General features: G+C 29.3%; 22 protein-coding genes. 16 read left to right on the top strand and 6 right to left on the bottom strand.

Annotation, left to right across the window (positions count from 1 at the left end):
- Positions 1-160 precede the first annotated feature (160 nt).
- On the top strand, positions 161-820 hold the full coding sequence (locus CDLVIII_RS17305; RefSeq protein ID WP_009170752.1) for a DUF6483 family protein: 660 nt from the start codon (positions 161-163) through the stop codon (positions 818-820).
- A 43-nt stretch (positions 821-863) separates the two neighbouring features.
- Here CDLVIII_RS17305 and CDLVIII_RS17300 read toward each other — a convergent pair whose 3' ends face one another.
- Entirely contained in the window at positions 864-1,325 is a 462-nt protein-coding gene (locus CDLVIII_RS17300) for a threonine/serine exporter family protein (protein ID WP_009170751.1), read from the bottom strand.
- Positions 1,326-1,362: 37 nt separating this feature from the next.
- Positions 1,363-2,130 (bottom strand): threonine/serine exporter family protein, encoded by a 768-nt coding sequence (locus tag CDLVIII_RS17295; protein WP_009170750.1) that lies wholly within the window; start codon positions 2,128-2,130, stop codon positions 1,363-1,365.
- Positions 2,131-2,398: 268 nt separating this feature from the next.
- Between CDLVIII_RS17295 and glyA the strand changes: the two genes are divergently transcribed.
- Both glyA and CDLVIII_RS17285 read left to right on the top strand, forming a co-directional pair.
- Positions 2,399-3,634, top strand: coding sequence for a serine hydroxymethyltransferase (gene glyA / locus CDLVIII_RS17290; protein ID WP_009170749.1), 1,236 nt, complete (start codon positions 2,399-2,401; stop codon positions 3,632-3,634).
- Positions 3,635-3,870: 236 nt separating this feature from the next.
- On the top strand, positions 3,871-4,119 hold the full coding sequence (locus tag CDLVIII_RS17285; RefSeq protein WP_009170748.1) for a hypothetical protein: 249 nt from the start codon (positions 3,871-3,873) through the stop codon (positions 4,117-4,119).
- A gap of 116 nt (positions 4,120-4,235) precedes the next feature.
- On the opposite strand, the gene CDLVIII_RS31425 is transcribed toward CDLVIII_RS17285, so the two are convergent.
- Both CDLVIII_RS31425 and CDLVIII_RS17280 read right to left on the bottom strand, forming a co-directional pair.
- Complete coding sequence (locus CDLVIII_RS31425) at positions 4,236-4,391, bottom strand: hypothetical protein (protein ID WP_009170747.1); 156 nt, start codon at positions 4,389-4,391, stop codon at positions 4,236-4,238.
- 118 nt (positions 4,392-4,509) lie between these two features.
- Entirely contained in the window at positions 4,510-5,001 is a 492-nt protein-coding gene (locus CDLVIII_RS17280; protein ID WP_009170746.1) for a hypothetical protein, read from the bottom strand.
- Positions 5,002-5,270: 269 nt separating this feature from the next.
- On the opposite strand from CDLVIII_RS17280, the gene CDLVIII_RS17275 reads away from it, so the two are divergent.
- The 7 genes from CDLVIII_RS17275 (at position 5,271) to scpB (ending at position 13,991) form a co-directional block, all read left to right on the top strand.
- Entirely contained in the window at positions 5,271-5,711 is a 441-nt protein-coding gene (locus tag CDLVIII_RS17275) for a DUF5673 domain-containing protein (RefSeq protein WP_009170745.1), read from the top strand.
- Between the two features lie 217 nt (positions 5,712-5,928).
- The gene (locus CDLVIII_RS17270; protein WP_009170744.1) at positions 5,929-8,112 is read left to right on the top strand and encodes a DNA topoisomerase III; all 2,184 of its coding nucleotides are present in this window, start codon (positions 5,929-5,931) and stop codon (positions 8,110-8,112) included.
- Positions 8,113-8,501: 389 nt separating this feature from the next.
- A complete protein-coding gene (locus tag CDLVIII_RS17265; protein ID WP_009170743.1) occupies positions 8,502-9,530 on the top strand; it encodes a 4Fe-4S double cluster binding domain-containing protein in 1,029 nt (342 codons plus the stop codon).
- A gap of 119 nt (positions 9,531-9,649) precedes the next feature.
- Positions 9,650-11,095 carry a cobyric acid synthase gene (locus CDLVIII_RS17260; RefSeq protein WP_009170742.1) on the top strand — a complete coding sequence of 482 codons (1,446 nt, stop codon included), beginning with the start codon at positions 9,650-9,652 and terminating at the stop codon, positions 11,093-11,095.
- A 134-nt stretch (positions 11,096-11,229) separates the two neighbouring features.
- Positions 11,230-12,420: a D-alanyl-D-alanine carboxypeptidase family protein gene (locus CDLVIII_RS17255; protein ID WP_009170741.1), complete on the top strand. Its 1,191-nt coding sequence runs from the start codon at positions 11,230-11,232 to the stop codon at positions 12,418-12,420.
- A 226-nt stretch (positions 12,421-12,646) separates the two neighbouring features.
- Positions 12,647-13,396 (top strand): segregation/condensation protein A, encoded by a 750-nt coding sequence (locus tag CDLVIII_RS17250; protein WP_009170740.1) that lies wholly within the window; start codon positions 12,647-12,649, stop codon positions 13,394-13,396.
- On the top strand, positions 13,389-13,991 hold the full coding sequence (scpB, locus tag CDLVIII_RS17245; protein ID WP_009170739.1) for an SMC-Scp complex subunit ScpB: 603 nt from the start codon (positions 13,389-13,391) through the stop codon (positions 13,989-13,991). Before CDLVIII_RS17250 ends, scpB begins: the two co-directional genes overlap by 8 nt.
- Positions 13,992-14,112: 121 nt before the next feature.
- Here scpB and ytfJ read toward each other — a convergent pair whose 3' ends face one another.
- Both ytfJ and CDLVIII_RS32120 read right to left on the bottom strand, forming a co-directional pair.
- Positions 14,113-14,580 (bottom strand): GerW family sporulation protein, encoded by a 468-nt coding sequence (gene ytfJ / locus CDLVIII_RS17240; protein ID WP_009170738.1) that lies wholly within the window; start codon positions 14,578-14,580, stop codon positions 14,113-14,115.
- 21 nt (positions 14,581-14,601) lie between these two features.
- A complete protein-coding gene (locus tag CDLVIII_RS32120) occupies positions 14,602-14,904 on the bottom strand; it encodes a DUF2953 domain-containing protein (protein ID WP_242836014.1) in 303 nt (100 codons plus the stop codon).
- Positions 14,905-15,274: 370 nt separating this feature from the next.
- Between CDLVIII_RS32120 and CDLVIII_RS17230 the strand changes: the two genes are divergently transcribed.
- From CDLVIII_RS17230 to CDLVIII_RS17205, 6 genes are all read left to right on the top strand, one after another.
- Positions 15,275-16,129, top strand: a complete 855-nt coding sequence (locus CDLVIII_RS17230) for a D-alanyl-D-alanine carboxypeptidase family protein (protein ID WP_009170736.1) — start codon at positions 15,275-15,277, stop codon at positions 16,127-16,129.
- Positions 16,130-16,285: 156 nt separating this feature from the next.
- Positions 16,286-17,275 (top strand): sulfide/dihydroorotate dehydrogenase-like FAD/NAD-binding protein, encoded by a 990-nt coding sequence (locus CDLVIII_RS17225; protein WP_009170735.1) that lies wholly within the window; start codon positions 16,286-16,288, stop codon positions 17,273-17,275.
- Complete coding sequence (locus CDLVIII_RS17220) at positions 17,272-18,549, top strand: FAD-dependent oxidoreductase (RefSeq protein ID WP_009170734.1); 1,278 nt, start codon at positions 17,272-17,274, stop codon at positions 18,547-18,549. The genes CDLVIII_RS17225 and CDLVIII_RS17220 overlap by 4 nt, the downstream gene beginning before the upstream one ends.
- Positions 18,550-18,706: 157 nt before the next feature.
- Positions 18,707-19,141, top strand: a complete 435-nt coding sequence (locus CDLVIII_RS17215) for a YmaF family protein (RefSeq protein ID WP_009170733.1) — start codon at positions 18,707-18,709, stop codon at positions 19,139-19,141.
- Between the two features lie 428 nt (positions 19,142-19,569).
- A complete protein-coding gene (yjeM, locus tag CDLVIII_RS17210) occupies positions 19,570-21,057 on the top strand; it encodes a glutamate/gamma-aminobutyrate family transporter YjeM (RefSeq protein ID WP_009170732.1) in 1,488 nt (495 codons plus the stop codon).
- A 204-nt stretch (positions 21,058-21,261) separates the two neighbouring features.
- On the top strand, positions 21,262-21,522 hold the full coding sequence (locus tag CDLVIII_RS17205) for a hypothetical protein (RefSeq protein ID WP_009170731.1): 261 nt from the start codon (positions 21,262-21,264) through the stop codon (positions 21,520-21,522).
- Positions 21,523-21,736 lie beyond the last annotated feature (214 nt).

The raw sequence follows: 21,736 nt of genomic DNA, 5'->3' as shown, positions 1-21,736 counted from the left end.
TAAATGTAAATATTAATTAAATTAATAAAGTTATATTTATTATAGACAGATTCAATATAAAGCTGTAAATTTTTAATATGATAAGAGTTAGGTTAAAATGAAATAGAGTTTAGATTTCAAACATAATCATGCAAGACAAAGGTGAGGTGTGGATACTAAGATGATAAAGAATGATCACGTTAGAGAAATAGAAAACAATTTAAGATTAGTTAAGGAAGAAGTTAATAAAGATATATTTGATGGAAATATAGAAGAAGCTAAAGAAAAAGTAAATAAGCAGCTAAGAAGATTAGTTGGACTAGATATGGGGACTGTAGATGTATTCTCCTTTGATAGTATAGCAGCACTTATAAGCAAGGAAATGCAATATAATGCTGAAAAATTTATAGCTTTTGGAAGTCTTATGAAGCTAAAAGGATTAATAAGTGATAAAGAAGATAATCAAAATGCAAAACTTCAGTACTATGAAAAATCGCTAGAAGGTTTTTATAAAGCCTATACAGAAGATGATGAAGTGACTGCTAAATATTTAGATGAGGCAGCAGAAGTAGCAGATGAACTTAGTAATTATGAACTTTCTCTTGATATTGATAAGAAGAGCTTAAAAATATATGAGTATTCTAAAAAATTTGATAAAGCTGAAGACACCTTATTTTATATGCTTAGAAAGACTGATAATGATGGCAGTGTTATACTTGAAGGAATGAAATTTTATAATAGACTTAAGGAAGTTGACCACGATGAATTAAATGAAGGTAATCTGCCTATTGAAGAGGTTGAAGATGGGATCTCAGAGCTTGAAAGAAGATTAGGGTTATAAATAGATAAATTAATAATAGCTAGTATTAAAGTCAACTTTAATACTAGCTATTATTTTGTTTTCCAAATAATTTTTGCCTAACCTTTTTTAGATTTGTAACTTGTCTTGTTATTGTAGATACGAAAATTACTCCTAATGATAAAGTTCCTGCACTATAAATTGTATCTAATCCAAGAGCTACAGCACCATGTATATTTCCTCGAATTGTTTCATACATGGTATAATACATACCAGACCCAGGAACTAATGGGATAAGAGCACAGACAACTAAAGTTGTTACTGGTGTTTTTAGATATCGCGCACAGATTTCTGAATATATACTAAAAATTATAGAAGATATAAACATGGATAAGATATTGCTTATTTTATTTTCAACTAAAAATAAATAACAAAACCAGCTTAAGCCCCCACCAAGTGCTGCAAAAATTAATTTTTTGCCTCTTATATTAAAAATTATACCAAATCCCAAAGATGCAAAAATTGAAACTATAATTTGTTCAATCATATAATCCTCCTACAATTATAAGAAATATTGTAACTAGTTACATAGAAATACCTAAGCTGGTTATTAAGATACTTAAGATAGCTCCAGTTCCAACTGCTATTGATACAGCTACTAAAAAAGCTTCTGAAGCTTTTGTGATGCCAGATAAAAAGTCACCTGCTATAGTATCTCTAATAGCATTTGTAATTGTAAGTCCTGGTACAAGAAGCATAATCGCGCCTATAATAGTTTTATCCAGATTAGAGCATAAATTAAATTTTATTGCTATAGCAGCTAAAAATGCACATAGACCACCACAAACGCTATTTACAAAGAATTCGTTTATATCTAACCGCCCGAAGATAATTTCTCCTATTTTAATAACTGCACCTATAAAGGTCGCAACAAAAAAATCTTTTATATCCCCTCCAAACATGATTGAAAAGCAGCCAGCAGCGATAGAAGACCAAAGTAAAGTAACTAAAAATGAATATCTAGTGCTGTTAGATATTTTAACAAGCTCTTCATAAAAGTCATAAATAGGAATATTTTCTCTTTGAATTTTTCTAGAAAGATCATTAATACGGTCTATCTTGTTTAAGTCTACACCTCTTGAAGTAATTCTTTTAACAAGTGTCGCAACTTCATCATTATAAGTAACTGTAACAATTATTCCTGTTGGTATTACAAAACTATCTGCCGTATGAGCACCAAAGGAAGTGCATATTCTACTTATTGTTTCTTCAACTCTATAAGTCTCAGCACCACTTTCTAACATTATTTTTCCAGCCAGCGTTGATACTTTAAGCAATTTATTTAAATCCATAGTTTTTTCTCCAATAATTATTTTATCAAATGCATTATAGCATATAATAAAAATTTCTTATATAATAAAATTTTTTGTTCTTTAATGTAAATTACTTATATGCATAAATATGCTCAGTGTAAGTGTTAAAACAGTAAATATAGAAGTGAAAATATTATATAAAATAAAAAAATAATACTAATAATATCATAAATACTCAAAAAATAGTTGATTAATATAGTAAGAAATCTTATAATTTGAATATAAAAATTATGTTGGGGTGATAAAAATGAATTTTGAAAATATTCAAAAAGAAGACAAAGAAATTTATGATCTAATTGAAAAAGAATTAAAAAGGCAACAAAAAGGTATAGAATTAATAGCATCAGAAAATATTGTAAGCCCAGCTGTTATGGAAGCTATGGGATCTTATTTAACTAATAAATATGCTGAAGGATATCCAGGTAAAAGATATTATGGCGGATGTTACGTTGTTGATGAGATAGAACAGATAGCAATTGATAGAGCTAAGAAACTATTTGGTGCAGAACATGCTAATGTTCAGCCTCATTCAGGTTCTCAGGCAAACATGGCTGTTTATTTTACTGTACTTGAACCAGGAGATACTGTTCTTGGTATGGATTTAAGCCATGGAGGACATTTAACTCATGGTTCACCAGTTAACTTTTCAGGAAAATTGTTTAACTTCGTATCATATGGAGTTGATAAGGAAACTGAAATGATAGATTATGAAAATGTAAGAAAAATTGCTAAAGAAGCAAAGCCTAAACTTATAGTTGCTGGTGCAAGTGCATATGGAAGAATAATAGATTTTGCAAAATTCAAAGAAATAGCTGATGAAGTTGGCGCTTTACTTATGGTAGATATGGCTCACATTGCAGGACTTGTTGCTGCAGGAGTGCATCCATCACCAGTACCATATTGTGATTTTGTCACTACAACAACACATAAGACTCTAAGAGGTCCAAGAGGGGGATTGATTCTTTGTAAAGAAAAATATGCTAAAGACTTAAACAAAAATATATTCCCTGGTATACAAGGAGGTCCATTAGAACATATTATAGCTGCAAAAGCCGTATGCTTTAAGGAAGCTTTAGAACCAAGTTTTAAAGAATATGGGAAAAATATAGTTGAAAACTGTAAAGAACTTGCAAGTGCATTAATTTCAAAAGGATTTAAAATTGTTTCAGGCGGAACAGATAATCATGTGTTCCTAGTTGATTTAAATAACAAAGATATAACTGGAAAAGAAGCAGAAACCTTATTGGACTCAGTAGGTATAACTGTTAATAAAAATACAGTGCCAAACGAAACAAGAAGTCCATTTGTAACTTCTGGAATCAGAATAGGTACAGCTGCAATCACCACAAGAGGTTTTGTAAAAGAAGATATGTTAGAAATAGCTTCAATTATTTCTGATGCAATAGATAAAAGAGAAGGGGATTTATCAGTTCTTAAGGCTAGAGTAGAAGCTTTATGTGATAGACATCCATTATATAAATAATTATATTTTAAGAGGCTTCATAAACAATTATGAAGCCTCTTAATTATTATGTATATGTTGAAATTAATTTTATGCATTTTGCATTTGGATATTTTCTTAGCCCCTATAAATTCACTGAAATGTAATTTTATTATTGCACATATAGATGATATTAAATAATTTATATTGAACATTTTAGGGTTTTTAGGAATATCATGAATTAAGAAGTAAGAAGGTTTTATAGGAGGCTTATATAAATGAATCCCTACCAATTAATTGTTTCAGTTCAACAGAAAATGCAGAAAGATCCTGAATTTTCTAATAGGTTTAATAAGGCAGTTTCTGAATTAAACAAGGTACCAGGACTTCAGCAAAAAGTAATTCAAATTGCCCAGCTTAGCAGTGAAGAACAAAGACAAGAAGCTATGGACAAACTCCCTAAAGATGCAAAACATGCAGTGAAAAAAATATTATCATTACTAGACGATTATAATCTATATAATTAATAAAATTCGTCTATAATTTTATTAATAATATACATTCTTTAGTTCTTCAAAAATGAAGGGAGGTTCTCTTATAAAATATATATAAGAAAACCTCCTTACATTTTTGAAAAATTTAGTTAGAATCCTCTCTTGTCTGCTTCTATTCCACTCTCATTTTTTGCAGGTCTTTCTATAGTTGTATTAAAGCTGCTTTTGGCATGCTGATTTTGAGTTTTATTTCCATTTCTTAAATAGTTGGATTCTGAATAATCTTTATTGTTGTTATTTTGCATAAAACCATCTCCTTTTAAATTATACGTATATAGTATTTCTATATAATAAAAATTTACTAATGGTAAATTCAGTATTATTAAGAGAGTATTACATAAATTAAAGGAGTAATTAGTTTGCCTATAATATTGTAAGTAGAATAAATAGTACATTCCAAAAAAACAAATGCATTGATAAGGTAATAAAAAAACAAAGAAGAACGCGCTGCTTGGCCGTAAAAGAAGGTTCTATGCTTATTCTAATTAAAAAATATAATCCTATTAGAGTAAAGAGAGCAGCACATACACTATTGTATGAAAATATAAAAATAAGTAAGATTAGTCCTAAAAATATAAAATTCCAATTTGGCATATATTTAACTGTTACATATTTCATACCTGAGCCCAAATACATACCATTAATGGCAATATCAGCTTCTTTGTCTATAGTGACTAAAATAGCAGCTCTATTACCAAGATTAAAGGCTGTTTCTCTCGTTATTCCAAAAGTTTTTGACGGTTCAAGTTTTATGGGAATAGAATTTACTAATAATTCTTTCTTTAAGAATTTAGTAGTAAATTCTATGTTATAAGTTATATTATCTATAGTAGTTGTCCAAGTTTTTCTTCTCATATAATCCCTCCCTTGCATCTAAATAATTTTTATTGAAATAGATTATATATTTATATATATACAATAAGATGATAAATAGAATTGTATAACAAGGATATATAATATAATGGCGAAAATATATAGATGAATTTAATAATTTACAAAATAATAAATTATTAAAGAAAATTTATACAAAATATGATATAATAAGATGCTTTTAAAGTTAGGTATATGAAAGGAAAATGGATAAAAAATAATTTATAATATGTAATAATTAAGGAGAGATAAATTTGGATACATCTACTATATTTTTATTTATTTTTATATTAGCAGTAGATATAATACTCATCATAAAAGATATACGAAGTAAATTAATAATTAGCGGCAACAAAAAATTTAAGGTTATAATACCAATTATGCTAGTACTATTTATTGTAATGACTCTTGAAAATTCTAGTTTTAGTATTGAAAATATTATAGTGTGCATTGGGATATTACCACTTGCATTTGTCGGTAATAAAACAGGTATAACAGAGAATGGATTTTTATTTAATTCATATGTAACTCCTTGGGATAAAGTTGAAAGTTATTCTTTAAAGGAACAAGGAGAGAAATATGTACTTTCTTTTAAAACAAATATTGGAATTAGAAAAATATTTTTTAAACTTGAACATAAAGATGAAGTAAAAAAGTACTTATCTGGAATAAGAAAATTAAAATATGTTATATAATGACTTTAGGTGCTGAAATAATAAAGAGTTGCCGTGAAATAATTTTCTAGGTAACTCTTTATGTTTTAAAAAAGTATAGCGCTTTTAATGCAAACTTATATGATATAATTGATACATTAATACATAAATAAATATAATTGACGTTAGAAAAAGGCACAGTTAAAATAATATGTTTAATTATTATTTTAACTGTGCCAAGGAGAGGAAGAGAAACAAAATGAGTAAAACTCTTGTATTAGCTGAAAAGCCATCAGTAGGAAGAGATCTGGCAAAAGTTCTTAAGTGTAATCAAAATAAAGGTTCATATATAGAAGGAAGTAAATATATAGTGACTTGGGCAATGGGGCATTTGGTTGGTCTTATGGACCCAGAAGGATATGATAATAAGTATAAAGAATGGAAGATGGAGACACTTCCAATGCTTCCTAAACATATGAAGCTTACAGTATTAAAAAAAACAGGAAAACAATATAATGAAGTTAAAAAGCAATTATTAAGAAATGATGTAAGTGAAGTTATAATTGCAACAGATGCAGGGAGGGAAGGCGAGCTTGTAGCTAGATGGATTTTAGAAAAATCAGGCGTGAAAAAGCCACTTAAAAGATTGTGGATTTCATCACAAACAGAAAAAGCAATTTTAGATGGATTTAGAAACTTAAAGCCAGGAGAAGCTTATGAAAATCTTTATAGGGCTGCAGTATGCAGAGCAGAGGCAGATTGGCTTGTAGGACTTAATGTCACTAGAGCTTTAACCTGCAAATATAATGCACAACTATCAGCAGGAAGGGTTCAATCACCAACATTAGCTATGATAGTATTAAAGGAAGATGAGATAAAAAACTTTAAACCAAAAACTTACTACACTTTAGATGGAAAAACTAAAGGTTTTAATCTATCATGGATAAATAAAGATAATAATTCACGAATATTTGATGAAGAATTTGCTAATAAAGTAGCTGCTAAATTAAAAAATTCAGAGGGAAAAATAGTTGATATAAGTGAAGTAAACAAGAAAAAGTTTTCTCCAGCGTTATATGATTTAACCGAACTACAAAGAGATGCAAATAAAATCTGGGGATATTCTGCGAAACAGACATTAAATATAATGCAGAGACTTTATGAAAATTATAAAATATTGACTTATCCAAGGACAGACTCAAGATATGTTACTACTGATATCGTAGCTACAATTCCAGAAAGATTAAAAGCAATATCTATAGGAGAATACAGAACTTCAGCAGAAGAATTGCTTAAAGGAAAGATAAATGGACATAAAGGCTTTGTAGATAATTCAAAAGTTAGCGATCACCATGCCATAATTCCAACAGAAGAAAGACCGAATTTATCAATTTTATCGTCTGAAGAAAGAAAGATTTATGATTTAGTAGTTAAAAGATTTTTAAGTGTTATGCTTCCACCTTTTGAATATGTTCAAACCACAATAGAAGCGGATGTTAATGGAGAAAGGCTCATAGCTAAAGGGAAAGTTATTAAAGCTAAGGGTTGGAAAAAGCTTTATGATAAATCAGACGAAGATAACAGCGAAGAAGATATTAAAGAACAAGTATTGCCTAATGTATCTAAAGGGGACGATATTAAAATAGAAAGTGTAAATTTAAAGAAAGGTGAAACAAAACCACCAGCTAGATTTACAGAAGCTACGCTCCTATCAGCTATGGAAAACCCACATAAATACATTAATGTTTCTAAAGAAGCAGCTAAAACTTTAGGTGAAACAGGTGGCCTTGGAACAGTTGCCACTAGAGCAGACATTATTGAAAAGTTATTTAATTCTTTTGTTATAGAAAAGAAGGGCAAGGAAATAATACCTACATCAAAGGGAAAACAATTAATAGACCTTGTACCAACAGACTTAAAATCACCTCTTTTGACAGCTAAATGGGAGAGTCAACTAGATGAAATAGCTAAAGGAAAAAGAGATGATAATTCTTTTATAAGAGAAATGAAAAACTATTCAGTTGCATTAGTTGAAGATGTTAAAGGTGGAAACAGCAAATTTGTTCATGATAATAAAACTGGAAAGAAATGTCCTAATTGTGGTAAATATTTATTAGAGGTTAAAGGAAAAAATGGAATAATGAATGTTTGCCAGGATAGAGAGTGTGGATATAGAGAGAGTGTATCAAGAGTGACGAATGCAAGGTGTCCTGAATGTAAAAAGAAGCTAGAACTTAGAGGCCATGGAGAAGGTGCCATATACGTATGTCCAGGCAGCAATTGTAATTTCAGAGAAAAAGCATCGCAATTTAAGAAGAGATTTGAAGGTAATGGAAAAGTTGATAAAAGAGAAGTAAATAATATAATTAAAAAAATGAAAAAAGAAGCAGAAGCTGACATGAATAATCCTTTTGCTGATCTTCTAAAAGGTTTTAATAAATAGCTAAATAATTAAGAAGTAGTATGCTTCTTTAAGGAGTTGAACTCACATAAATTCAAAATGGATTTTTTGTGAGTTCTTTTCTTTTAAGAGCATTTATATAAATAATATATTTAAGATATGCGGCTAATCATAGGCTGTATACCTTTTTTATATAAGTACACATAAATTTAAAAATGAATTAAATAATAATATATTATTTTGACAAAAGGAAGTTAATAAGATTTAGGTATGTATAAAATGATTTAGGTTGACAAGTGAATTTGAAGGATGATATTATATGCATATACATATAAATAATAATAAGATTTTGAAACAAAAAAATTTTGTTTAAGTACATGTATATGCATGTAAAGGAGATAACAAAAACTGTTGAAAGGATGATATAATAGATGAATTCATTAGCATTACAAATAAAAGAAGCAGCTTTAGATATGGGATATGAAAAATGTGGGATTATTAAGATATCAGACATAGAAGGGTATAGTGAAAAAGTTGATGAGAGGATTGAGAGAGTTCCAGTTACAAAACCTTTCTATCAAAATTACTATCGTTTTGAGCAGTTAAAGGATAATCATCCATGGGCAAAATCTATTGTTGTTTGTGTTAGACAATATGGCAGATATACTATACCAGAACATTTAAAAGGCAGAGTTGCAAAATACTATTTAGTTGATAGTAGAAGAGATGAAGAATCTCAGGATTATAAAGATAGTTTAAGATTCGAAAAGTATCTTAAAGATATGGGAATTAGGGCAGAAACTGAAAGAAAGTTTGGATTAACAGCTTTAAGATGGGCAGCTCTTAAAGCTGGTTTAGGAATGGTACGTAGAAATAATTTCTTCTATACTGAAAATGGTTCATGGGTGTATCTAGAAGCATGGCTTATTGATAAGGAATTAGAAGCAAAAGAAACACCAAACTTAAGACCTTGTTCTGATAAATGCAATCTGTGCATCAAAAATTGCCCTTCAAAATCTTTATCAGAACCATATACTATGAATCCTTTTGCTTGTGTATCATTTATTACAACATTTGGAGGGAGAGATATGCCAAATCAGCCATGTAAAAAAGAAATAGGAGATTGGGTGTATGGCTGTGATGCCTGTCAAGATGCCTGCCCCATGAATAAGAACCGTTGGAAAGAAGAAGAAAAATTCCCGAATTTAGAGGAATTAGGTGAAAAAATTTCGTTAGAAAAAATTCTAAAAATGGATTACGAGTTTTTAGAAAATGTAATGCAGCCTAAGTTTTGGTATATACCAAAAGATGATGTTTGGAAATGGAAAGTTAATGCTATAAATGCAATGGTAAATGATTATAAAGATCAATATAAAGATAGTATTTATGAAGCATGTAAGGATGAACATGAAAAAGTAAGAGAAATGGCAGAATGGGCAATTCATAAATTAAATATATAACATATTTAATTGGAATGTAATATAATAATACCATCAACAAAATGATTCTAAGGTAAATAATTCATTTTGTTGGTGGTTTTTCTAGTAAATTTATTTAATGTACTTAAGGAGATAGAAATATGGCTAAAACAATAATGATACAAGGAACAGCATCAAACTCTGGAAAGAGTTTAGTAGTTGCAGGTTTATGTAGAATTTTAAAGCAGGATGGTTATAAAGTCGCACCATTTAAATCTCAAAATATGGCTTTGAATTCATTTATAACTGATGATGGGGATGAAATGGGAAGAGCGCAGGTTATGCAGGCAGAAGCGGCAGGAATTGCACCTGATGTAAGAATGAATCCTATTTTATTGAAGCCTACAAGCGATCAAGGGTCCCAGGTAATTGTAAATGGGAAAGTCATTGGGAATATGAGCGCAAAGGATTATTATGCTCAAAAAACTAAATTAATTCCAGATATTTTAGAAGCATTCAATGGATTAGCTAATGAGCATGATATTATTGTAATAGAAGGAGCAGGTAGTCCAGCAGAAATAAACTTAAATAAGGATGACATTGTAAATATGGGACTTGCTAAGCTGGTAGACGCTCCTGTACTCATTGTTGGAGATATAGATCGTGGCGGAGTTTTTGCATCTTTAGCGGGTACAATGCTTTTTTTATCTGATGATGAGAAAGGAAGAGTAAAAGGAACAATCATAAATAAATTCAGAGGCGATATATCAATACTTAAGCCAGGGCTTAAAATGCTTGAAGATGCAATTAAAGTACCTGTAGTTGGCGTTATTCCTTATTTAAATGTTGATGTTGATGATGAAGATAGTCTTACAGATAGATTCTCGGTAAAAAATAAACCATCTATCATTGATATTGCTGTAATTAGATTGCCTAGAATATCAAATTTCACAGATTTTAATGCTTTAGAATGCATTGATGGAGTTTCTCTTAGATATGTAGGATCTCTCAATGAACTAAAAGATCCAGATCTGATTATTCTGCCAGGAACAAAAAATACTATAGCTGATTTAATTTGGCTTAGAGAATCTGGCTTTGAAGCAGCCATAATGAAGCATATATCTAAAGATAAGCCATTAATTGGAGTATGCGGTGGATATCAAATGCTAGGTTTGACCTTAAAAGATCCATATGGGGTCGAACAAGGAGGAGAAATATCAGGGCTTGGACTTTTAGAAACAGATACTATATTTGCAAAGGAAAAGACGAGAACTAGAATTAAAGGAAACCTTGCAGAGGTTAATGGAATATTTTACAAGCTTTCAGGAGCTGAATTTGAAGGGTACGAAATTCATATGGGAATCACCATGAGTGATAAAAATATAGTAAATAATAAAAATATATATGGAACATATATTCATGGAATATTTGATAAAGATACAATTGCTAAAACAATAGTTGAGGCACTTTTAAAGAAAAAAGGATTAAGTGCAGATAATATAAAAACATTTGACATGTCAAGTTATAAGGAAAGTCAATATGATATTTTAGCTGATGAAATGAGAAAAACATTAGATATGAATTATATATATAAAATAATCAGTTAAAGGAATGTATAAATTAAAATGGTAGATTGATCAAATATAAGATTATTTTCCTGTCAAATCCTTGAGGAATTTAGGATTACTTATAATATAATTTCTTTTTATGGTAACACTAAATTTTGAAAGGAGGTAGAAAAATGAAATATAATATTAAAAAGATTTTATCTTTAACTTTGATATTTATTTTTACTGTATTATTATTACCAATTAAGTCTGCCATTGCAGTTGAACCAGAAGATAAAGCTCAGTCAGATGGAACGAATATAGAAGCAAGATCTGCTTTATTAATGGAGCCTATGAGTGGAAAAATACTTTATGAAAAGAATGCAGATGAAAAATTTGCGCCTGCATCAGTAACAAAAATAATGACCATGTTGCTTACAATGGAGGCTGTTGATAACGGAAAAATAAATTTAGATGATAAAGTGACTTGTAGTGAAAATGCTAAGAAAATGGGCGGAAGTACAATGCTTTTAGACACTGGAGAAATAAGAACCGTTGAGGAATTACTAAAAGGGGTTGCAATAGCATCTGGTAATGATGCGGCAGTAGCTCTTGCCGAGTACCTTGGAGGTACAGAAGGCGATTTTGTTAATATGATGAATAAAAGAGCTCAAGAATTAGGAATGAAGAATACAACCTTCAAAAATTGTAATGGCTTACCAGCAGACGGACATTTATCAACAGCAAAAGATATAGCACTAATGTCTAAAGAATTGTTAAAGCATCCAAAAGTTTTAAAATATACAGGAACTTATATGGAAACTATATCTGAAGGCAGGAAATCTCCAATAGAGCTTGTAAATCATAATAAATTGGTTAGATTTTTTGAAGGCTGTGATGGATTAAAAACAGGATTTACAGATGAAGCTAAATATTGTATTAGTGCTACTGCAAAAAGAAATGGAGTTAGAATGATGTCGGTAATTATGGGCGCTCCAACCTATAAAATTAGGAACCGTGATGCAGGAGTATTACTTAATTATGGTTTTTCTAAATACGAAGGAAAAAAACTTATCTCTAAAGATGAAGATATAGATAAAGTATATATGGATAAACAAACCGATAAGTTCTTTATGGCAAAGGCATGCGATGATTTAAATGTTATACTACCTAAAGGACAAAATGATGAACTTGAAAAGAAAATTGTCATTGATGAATTGAAAAAAGAATACAAAGTTGGAGATGTAGTTGGAAAATATGAAGTTTATTTAGGAAATGATAAGGTAGGCGAAGTAGAAATATATTGCGATAGAAATATAAAGAAGGGCAATATATTTGATAATATAAAATATAATATTAAGAATTTATTTGAAAAAGGCGTTTAAATCATCATAAATCTAATGATATATTTTTATTATTAAATAGAATAAGACATATTTGAGATATAACTCAATAATTAGAAGAATTTCTTTTTATTGAGTTATATTTTTATGTATAATATAAAGAGATATAAACTTTATTGTTTTATATCATATAAATTGTTATTATATTATAGTATCAATTCTAATTATATGAATTGAGTGAAATATACGGTGGAGGTAGAAGATAATAATGGAACTTCCAAGAATTAAAATTAATGATTTTGAAGGACCATTTGATTTATTGTTGCATTTAATAAGAAAAAATCAAATGAGTATTTATAATGTAAAAATTTATGAAGTAACCAATCAATACTTAAATTATATAAACGAAATGAAAGAAATGGATTTGGAGATAACTTCGGAATTTATTGTTGTCGCAGCGACATTAATAGAAATAAAGTCTAAATATCTGCTACCTAAATATAAAAAGGAAGATGAAGAGGATGAAGAAGATGAAGAAAAATCTCTTTTAGAAAAGCTTATAGTTTATAAGAAAATCAAAGGGGTTTCCACGTTCTTTAAAGAAAGATATATTAGCGCAGGTGAGGTATATAGTAAAAAGCCAGAAATAATAGAAGAAATAAAAGAAGATGTTACAAAAATAGATTTATTTAAAGATATAAGTCTTATTGAATTATATAATATCTACAATAATTTATTAGAAATCTATAATAATAAGCAAAATAGAAATAATGTAATTCAAAAGAAAATATATGTGGATAAGTATAAAATTGAAGATAAGTTAGACTATCTTATGAATAAGATAAAAAATGAAAATGTTCGTGATTTCGCCCAAATAATAGAAGCTTGTGAATGTAAGCTGGAGTGTGTTGTTACATTTTTAGCTCTGCTTGAAATGATAAAACAGAGAATGGTTAAAGTTTATCAAAGCGATAATTTTAGGAACATAATAATTGAAAGGAGAATAGATAATGCATAATGGAAAAGGAATTCAAATACCATTTATGAACGATGAAAAGAAAAATTCGCTAAAATCTGCAATAGAAGCATTATTATTTGCAAGTGGTGAACCTTTGAGTATTCAAGACCTAGTAAATCATCTTGAAGAAAAAGCTAAGCTTATTGAAATTATAATTCAAGAAATGATTGAAGAATATGACAATACTAGTAGTAGAGGAATTAAAATAATTGTTATAAAAGGTAGTTATCAATTAGTAACAAAAGCAGAAAATTCTGATCAGATACAGAAATTGTTAAAGAAAAATAAAAGACAATCTTTATCCCAGGCATCAATTGAAAGTTTAGCTATAATAGCATATAAACAGCCTATCACACGAGTCGATATAGATGAGATTAGAGGTGTTAAATCTGAAAGTGCGATTCAAAAACTTGTTGAAAAAGATCTTATAAAAGAAGTCGGAAGATTAGAAGTACCAGGTAGGCCGATTTTATATGGCACTACGGATGAGTTTTTAAGACAATTTGAACTAAGGGATTTGAAAGAACTACCATCATTAGATCTATTTGGCCAGGATAATGATGTTCAAGAAGAGGAAATAGGTGAAAAGAGGTAAATAATGAAGATATAGAATAATTTATTAGTAAGATACTAATGAAGTTAGTAATTAAAAAGGAAAATAGTCTATGAGTAAATCATTATAAACATTTCCCTTTTCAATTTAATAATTTTATATTTTAAATAGCATTATCATTATTAGTGGCATTATTTTCAAAATTATTTACAGGATTACTAGTATTATTTTTATCGCTAGTTTCATTATTTTTTTTACATAGATCTTTAACAAAGCCTTTAACAATATCTAGAACTTGAGGAACTGTATCAACGATTCTATCACAAGTAGTATTTTGGTCTGCAGGTATCATTCTAACTCCATCCTCCTTTACAACCAAAAAGGCAACAGGTTTTACTGAGACTCCAGCTCCAGATCCACCTCCAAATGGAAAAACTGTACTTGTAGTATTTTCGTACAAGTACTCACTTCCTCCAGAAGCAAATCCAAAGCTTAATTTTGAAACTGGAATTATACAAGTTCCATCTTTTGTTTCAATAGCTTTTCCAATAACTGTGTTTACATCAATCATATCTTTAAGATTTTCCATAGTACTCTTCATTAAGTTTTCAACATGTTGTTCACTCGACATAATTTGTCCCCTGTGAAGGGGTCACCTCCCTTTATTTAATACTTTTTTAAATATAATAATTGTCATATATATAATGTTCGCAAATGATAAGAAAATTATACTTGAGGACTCAATTCTTAGTGAAAATTTATCTTCAAATATTGGATTTATGCTTAAATTGAATTTATTAATTTTGAAAATGAATTTTAGAAAAATATATATTAATGGTGGTACTTGACAGAGAACTCCATAAAATATAGCAGTTCTTGCAGCATCATTTAGGGAATAGTAAAAAAAGAAATTGAGCTTTAATGGCGGCTTAAATCTAAGATTTAAACTATACATCTTTGATAATAAGGATTTATAATTTATATTTTTATAGATATTTGAAAAAAACTTACGTTCTTTTTTTACTACAGGTTTATCTCTTTTAGGAGGTCTTTTTTTTGACATAATGGTTAATTTATATATCTTTATATAATAATCTTCAGGAGAATAGTGAATAATAATCTTAATAGGAATAGGCATGAATAATAAAAATATTATAATGACTAAGATAATAAAAAATAATTTCATAAGATACCTCCAAGTTATCTGTACTTCATAATTATTGACTTAATAAAAAAAAATAAACAAAAAAATTAAAAAATTATGTTTAAAAAATAATTAAAAAGGTAAACTAGAACCAAATAGTAAGTTTAGAAGGTGATTAATTATGAGAAAAGGTATAAAATTCGTTACTGTTATATTGTTAGGTCTTATTTTTTCTCAAATATCAAATATAAGTGTAAATGCCAAAAGTAAAGATAATATAAAGTTTAAGGTTAACGCAAGATGTGCAATAGCCTTAGATAAGGAAAGTGGGACAGTTTTATATGAACAAAATGCATACGAATTGGTACCAATGGCAAGCACAACTAAAATACTTACTTCGCTAATTGCTATTGAACAAGGCAATTTAGATAAAAAGGTAACTATCAGCAAAAAGGCAGCTAGCATTAGAGGTTCTACTGTAGGATATAGAGAAAATGAAGAGATTACATTAAGAGAATTAATTTTTGGACTTATGTTTAAGTCTGGAAATGACGCAGCAATTGCAATAGCTGAAGAATTAGGTGGATCGGTAGAAGGATTCTCAGAGATTATGAACCATTATGCTAGAGGAATCGGAATATTGGATTCGCACTTTGAATCTCCACATGGATTGGATAGTAATGAGCATTATTCATCTGCCTATGATTTAGCCCTATTAACTTCTAAGGGAATGGAATATGATTTATTTAGAGAAGTTGTAGGAAGTAAAGAAATATCGAAAGAAAAATATAATTTTACTAGGGATTATAGTAATATTAATAAAATATTGTGGAGAATTCCTGGTGCTAATGGCGTTAAAACAGGATCAACAGGTAAAGCTGGAAAATGTTTAGTTTCATCAATAAATAATAATGGTAAAGACATTATTATTGTAGTTTTAAATTGTCCAGATAGATGGAATGCAACTGAAAAGATATACAATTATGTATTAGAAAAAGTAGCCTTTGGAAGCAAGACAGTTAAAGAATTAGTATAGTAATTTTAAAGTAGATAGTAATTTTATACTATCTACTATTTTTATGAAAAAAATAAGTATATATAAATAAAAGTTTCAAATTAATCCTATTTTGTAGCAAATTCTATCTTTTTAAATAATCTATTAATAGAAACAATTTTATCTAAAGGAAAGAAAATGGTGAAAGAAGCTATTGATTGTATTGATGCAGGAACTGAATATTGTCCTTGTAAGCTTGCAGAATATGGACAATGTTTAATTTGTTCTCAATGCCAAGGAAAAGTTTTCTGCGATTGCTTAAATTGGAAGGGGGTTTGTATATATCAAGAATTTCACAATAATAATGAAAAGGCTAAAGATGGCCGAAAAACTTATGAGTGCCTTATTAAAGATGTATTTAATTATCATAACGATTTAGTTATAGTAAAGTTTAAGGCACCTCATAAATTGGTTATAGATTTAGTTAAACCTGGAAGCTATGTATTCGTAAGAAGTAATGAAAATGAATATTTTGATATTCCTATTTCAATAATGAATTGTGATATAGAAAATGATATTATAACTATTGCTATTGAAATTAGGGGAATAAAAACTACTGGATTACTAAATATAAAGGCTGATGAAAACATAGTAATTAGAGGGCCCTATTGGAATGGAATTTTTGGAATAAAAAATATATTAGCTCAAAATAAAACTAAAGCATTAATTTTAGCTAGAGGAATTGGACTAGCACCTATGATACCAGTTATTAGAAAATTAATTTCTCAAGATAACGAATTGCAGGTAGTAATAGATACAAGCCCCTTCAAAGAAAATTTTGTAAGTGAATTTTTAACTAATTATTCGCTAAAAGCAACTGAGAAATCTTTATTAGATAAAGGCAAACTTTCAGATCATGCTAAAGTTGTAATTAAAGATGCCTTAGAAGATGGAGTGAAATATATTCATGTAGGAGGAGCAGATATATTAACTTATAATGTAATAAATTACTTAAATGAAATTTATAGAGATGATGTTTCTCTTTCGTGTTGTAATAATTTTAAAATGTCTTGTGGTGAGGGGATTTGTGGAGCATGTACAGCAAGGTTTTCAGGTCATATAGTAAAAAGATTTTGTAAAGAGCAGGCTGATCCACGAAATATTTTTGAAGGGAGAAGATTCATATGAAAGTTGTTATTATTGGTGGAGGGTGGTCTGGATGTGCAGCAGCTGTCTCCAGCAAAAAAGCTGGAGCAGATGTTACAGTCATAGAAAAGACGGATTTACTATTAGGACTTGGTAATGTAGGCGGGATAATGAGAAATAATGGACGTTATACTGCAGCAGAAGAATTGATTGCGTTAGGATGCGGTGATTTAATAAAAATTACAGACAGAAATGCTATTCATAGCAATATTGATTTTCCTGGCCATAAACATGCTTCTTTATACAATGTAAATAAAATTGAAGGAGAAGTAAGTAAATATCTAAAATCCTTGAATATAGAACTCATGATGGAGAGCAGGGTAACTGATATTAATTTTGATGGACAGAAAATTAAAGGGGTATATTTGAGTGATGGCACCTATATAGATGGAGATGTATTTATTGAAACTACAGGAACTACAGGGCCAATGGGAAATTGTCTTCGTTATGGAAATGGATGTTCTATGTGCGTTTTAAGATGTCCATCATTTGGACCTAGAATTAGCATTAGTGAAAGATGTGGTGTTTCAGATATTCAAGGTGAACGAGGAGATGACATATTTGGTGCATTTTCTGGCTCATGTAAGTTAGCAAAAGAGAGCTTATCAGAAGAGATAAAAGCTGAATTAGATTCCAAAGGGGTTGTTATTTTAAAAGTTCCTGAAGAAGATGTTAATTATGAAAAATTAGAAACTAAGGTCTGCCAACAATATGCATTAAAAGAATTTGCCGAGAATATTATACTTCTAGATACAGGCCATGCAAAATTAATGACAACATATTATCCTTTGCATAAATTAAGAAAGATAAAAGGTTTAGAAAGTGCAAAATATGTTGATCCATATGCCGGAAGTAAAGGAAATTCAATTAGATATCTATCGGTTGCCCCAAGGACAAATGATTTAAGAGTTATAGGTGTAGATAATTTATTCTGTGCAGGAGAAAAGAGCGGATTATTTGTAGGACACACCGAAGCTATATGTACAGGAACTCTAGCAGGTCATAATGCCGTTAGATTAACTATGGGAATGCCGCTTTTAATTTTGCCTTCATCGATTGCGATTGGTGATTTAATAACCTATACAAATGAAAAAGTTCGAACTAGGGAAGGAAGAAAGGATAGATATACTTTTGCTGGTTCAGTTTATTTTAATAGAATGAAAGCATTAGGATTATACAGCATTGACATAGATGAAATAAGGAAAAGAGTTCAAAAAGTGAATTTAGATAATGTATTTTCTCAAAAGTTGTGCTAATTTAATATTTATTATTTTAAAGCTATCTAGCCTTACTGGTAAGATAGCTTTCTTTTTATGAAAGATATAAGAATAGGATTTAAGATTATGGTTTTATTAACACAAAAATAAAATCCAACATAACATATAGTATATATAAACCTAAGGAGGAATTATTATGAGTAACTGTGGCTGTGTAACTAGTAAAGGCAACAATGCTGTAAGTCCTGCTGTTGCCAACACTTACGGTCAAAACTACAGAGGGAATAACAATAATAGATTCACTAATCACAATCATGAATTTCTAGCAAGTACAAATTATGAGAAGGATGATGATTGTAATATACACAATCATCGTATAGCTGGAATGACTGGACCAGCAATCAGAAACGGGGTGACCCATGTTCATAAAATTGAGGAGATTACAGATACCTTTTGTGATCATATTCATAAAATCTGTGATACAACTGGACCCGCTATTTATATTTCGAATAATAAACACGTCCATCTTATAAAAGGAGTAACTTCTTGCTGCGATGGGCATGATCATGATTATTATTTTACTACTTTAATTGAAGATCCTACCAACGTACCAAATACTGGTAAGTGTTAATCTTATTTAAGATAATCACTTATTTAGCAATTGGAATTCTAAAATGATGTTATTTTAATTATTCAATGAATATTTACGAATTTTCATAAAATAAAAACTATGCATAGAAGAAATTTACTTTTTCCTTTTATGCATAGTTTTTATTTTATTAGTGAGATATTTCATTATTTTTGCTTATTCTTATAATATTTTATTAATATTTTTACAATATTTATATTAAAAAGAAAAATACTATTAAGTTATGATAATAAGTTATAAATACCTTAACGCAATTTAAAATATGAAAAGCAAAGTTTGAAAAATTTAATATATTCATAAAAATATTAAATATTAATCTAAAAACAGGTAAAATCAGTAGTTTGATTTGACAAAATAACAATAGTAATATAAAAAAGTGTATATTTATATAAAAATGAGGAGTAAGAATAATGACAGAAAAAACAAAACAAAAAAAATTAACACTAATAACATTAATTTTAATGATTTTCACATCAGTTTTTGGATTTGCAAATATGCCCAGATCATTTTATCTTATGGGATATGGAGCAATTCCATGGTTTATATTTGGTGGAATAACATTTTTTATTCCATATGCATTCATGATGGCCGAATATGGAGCTGCCTTTAAAGAAGAAAAAGGTGGAATATATTCATGGATGGAAAAATCAGTAGGGCCTAAATTTGCCTTCGTAGGAATATTTATGTGGTATGCATCTTATGTAGTATGGATGATAAACATTTGTACAGTTGTTTGGATACCGTTATCAAATACCTTCTTTGGTGTTGATACTACTTCAAAATGGGGCGTTTTAGGTTTAAACTCAACACAGGTTCTTGGAATACTTGGAGTTTTATGGGTATCTGGTGCCTTTTTAATATCAAGAAGAGGAATAAGCAAGATAACTAAAATAACCTCTCTTGGAGGAACTGCAGTTGCACTATTAAATATTCTTCTTATCGTAGGAGCGATTGTTGTATTAGTATTAAACAAAGGACAATTTAAGGAGCCTATAACATCAGCTATGTCTTTTGTTAATTCACCAAATCCATCATATCAAACTACTTTTTCGCTATTATCATTCTTAGTTTTTGCATTATTTGCATATGGTGGAATTGAAGCTGTTGGTGGACTTGTTGACCAAACTGAAAATGCAGAAAAAACTTTTCCAAAGGGTGTTTTAATAGCAGCATTAGTTATTGCTGTAGGATATTCGTTAGGAATATTTTTAACTGGAATATTTGTAAATTGGTCTCATAGTCTCTCAGGAAAAGATGTAAACATGGCCAATATTACATATGTTGTAATGAATAATTTAGGATATTCTTTAGGAAATGCACTTGGAATGAGTGATGCAATCTCAATTCAGGTAGGTAACTGGATTGCTCGATTTGTTGGATTGTCAATGTTTTTAGCATATACAGGAGCATTCTTCACTCTATCCTATGCGCCACTTAAACAATTAATAGAAGGAACACCAGCAAAGTTTTGGCCAGGTAAAATGGCTCAAATTGATAAAAATGATATGCCGATAAATGCAATGCTTATCCAAACCATTATAGTTGGAGTAATGGTTTTAGTTATTGCTATGGGAGGAGCTAGTGCACAAGCATTCTTTGCAATCTTAGTTAATATGACAAATGTTGCAATGACATTACCATATGTATTTTTATCAGTAGCATATATATTCTTTGTAAGAAGAGAGAATATACAAAAACCTTTTAAAGTATTCAAAAATAAACCATTTGCAATTTTTATGGGAGTTGTTGTAACATTAGTAGTTGGATTTGCTAATATTTTTACAATCATAGAACCAGCTATTGAAGGAGATTATGTATCTACAATTTCTATGATTGCAGGACCGTTAATATTTATAGTTGCGGCATTAGTAATATATGCAAGAGGCGAGAAAAAATAAAAATTTAAATTAGAAGTACTGTAATGAAACAACTAGATTAATTAAAAAGATCTAGTTGTTTTTTTATATTTTAAAATTTCTTTATTATATTAAGTAATGCTTGACTCTATAAAATAAGATTCAGATATTATTTTAAATCTTAAAGAACCAAAAATATAAAATTAGAATAATATATATTAACAAAAGAATAGGAGATGATTAACAATGTCAAGACATTCTCATGATGACTGTTGCTGCAATAATTGCTGCACATGCTGTAAACCTAGCTGCTGTAATATGTGCGGCTGTGGCGGAGGTTGTGGCGGAGGCTATGGCGGCTACGGAGGAGGTTACGGTGGTTTCGGTGGCTGTGGTGGATTCGGTGGTTGCGGAAGCTGGCTTTGGATCATATTAATTTTATGCTTCTGCGGCGGAGGCTGCGGCGGATTTGGAGGCTTCGGACCAGGTTTTGGAGGATTTTTCTAGTAGTTTAAATTAATATTAAGGAATAGAACTATTAAATGTCCTTTTTATTAGATAGTAGAAACGCTATTTTATTAGCGTTTCTATTATTTTTGAAACTAATAATAAAATAAAGAGAAAGTTGTATTGTATAGCTGAAAAAGATATAATTTAAAATGTTAAAAGATGATATAGATTAATTTTAAAATTTTAATCTAGAAAATTTTTAGAAATCCCA

Source organism: Clostridium sp. DL-VIII (genome assembly GCF_000230835.1).
GTDB lineage: Bacteria > Bacillota > Clostridia > Clostridiales > Clostridiaceae > Clostridium.
This window is presented reverse-complemented; position numbering and strand designations above follow the sequence as displayed.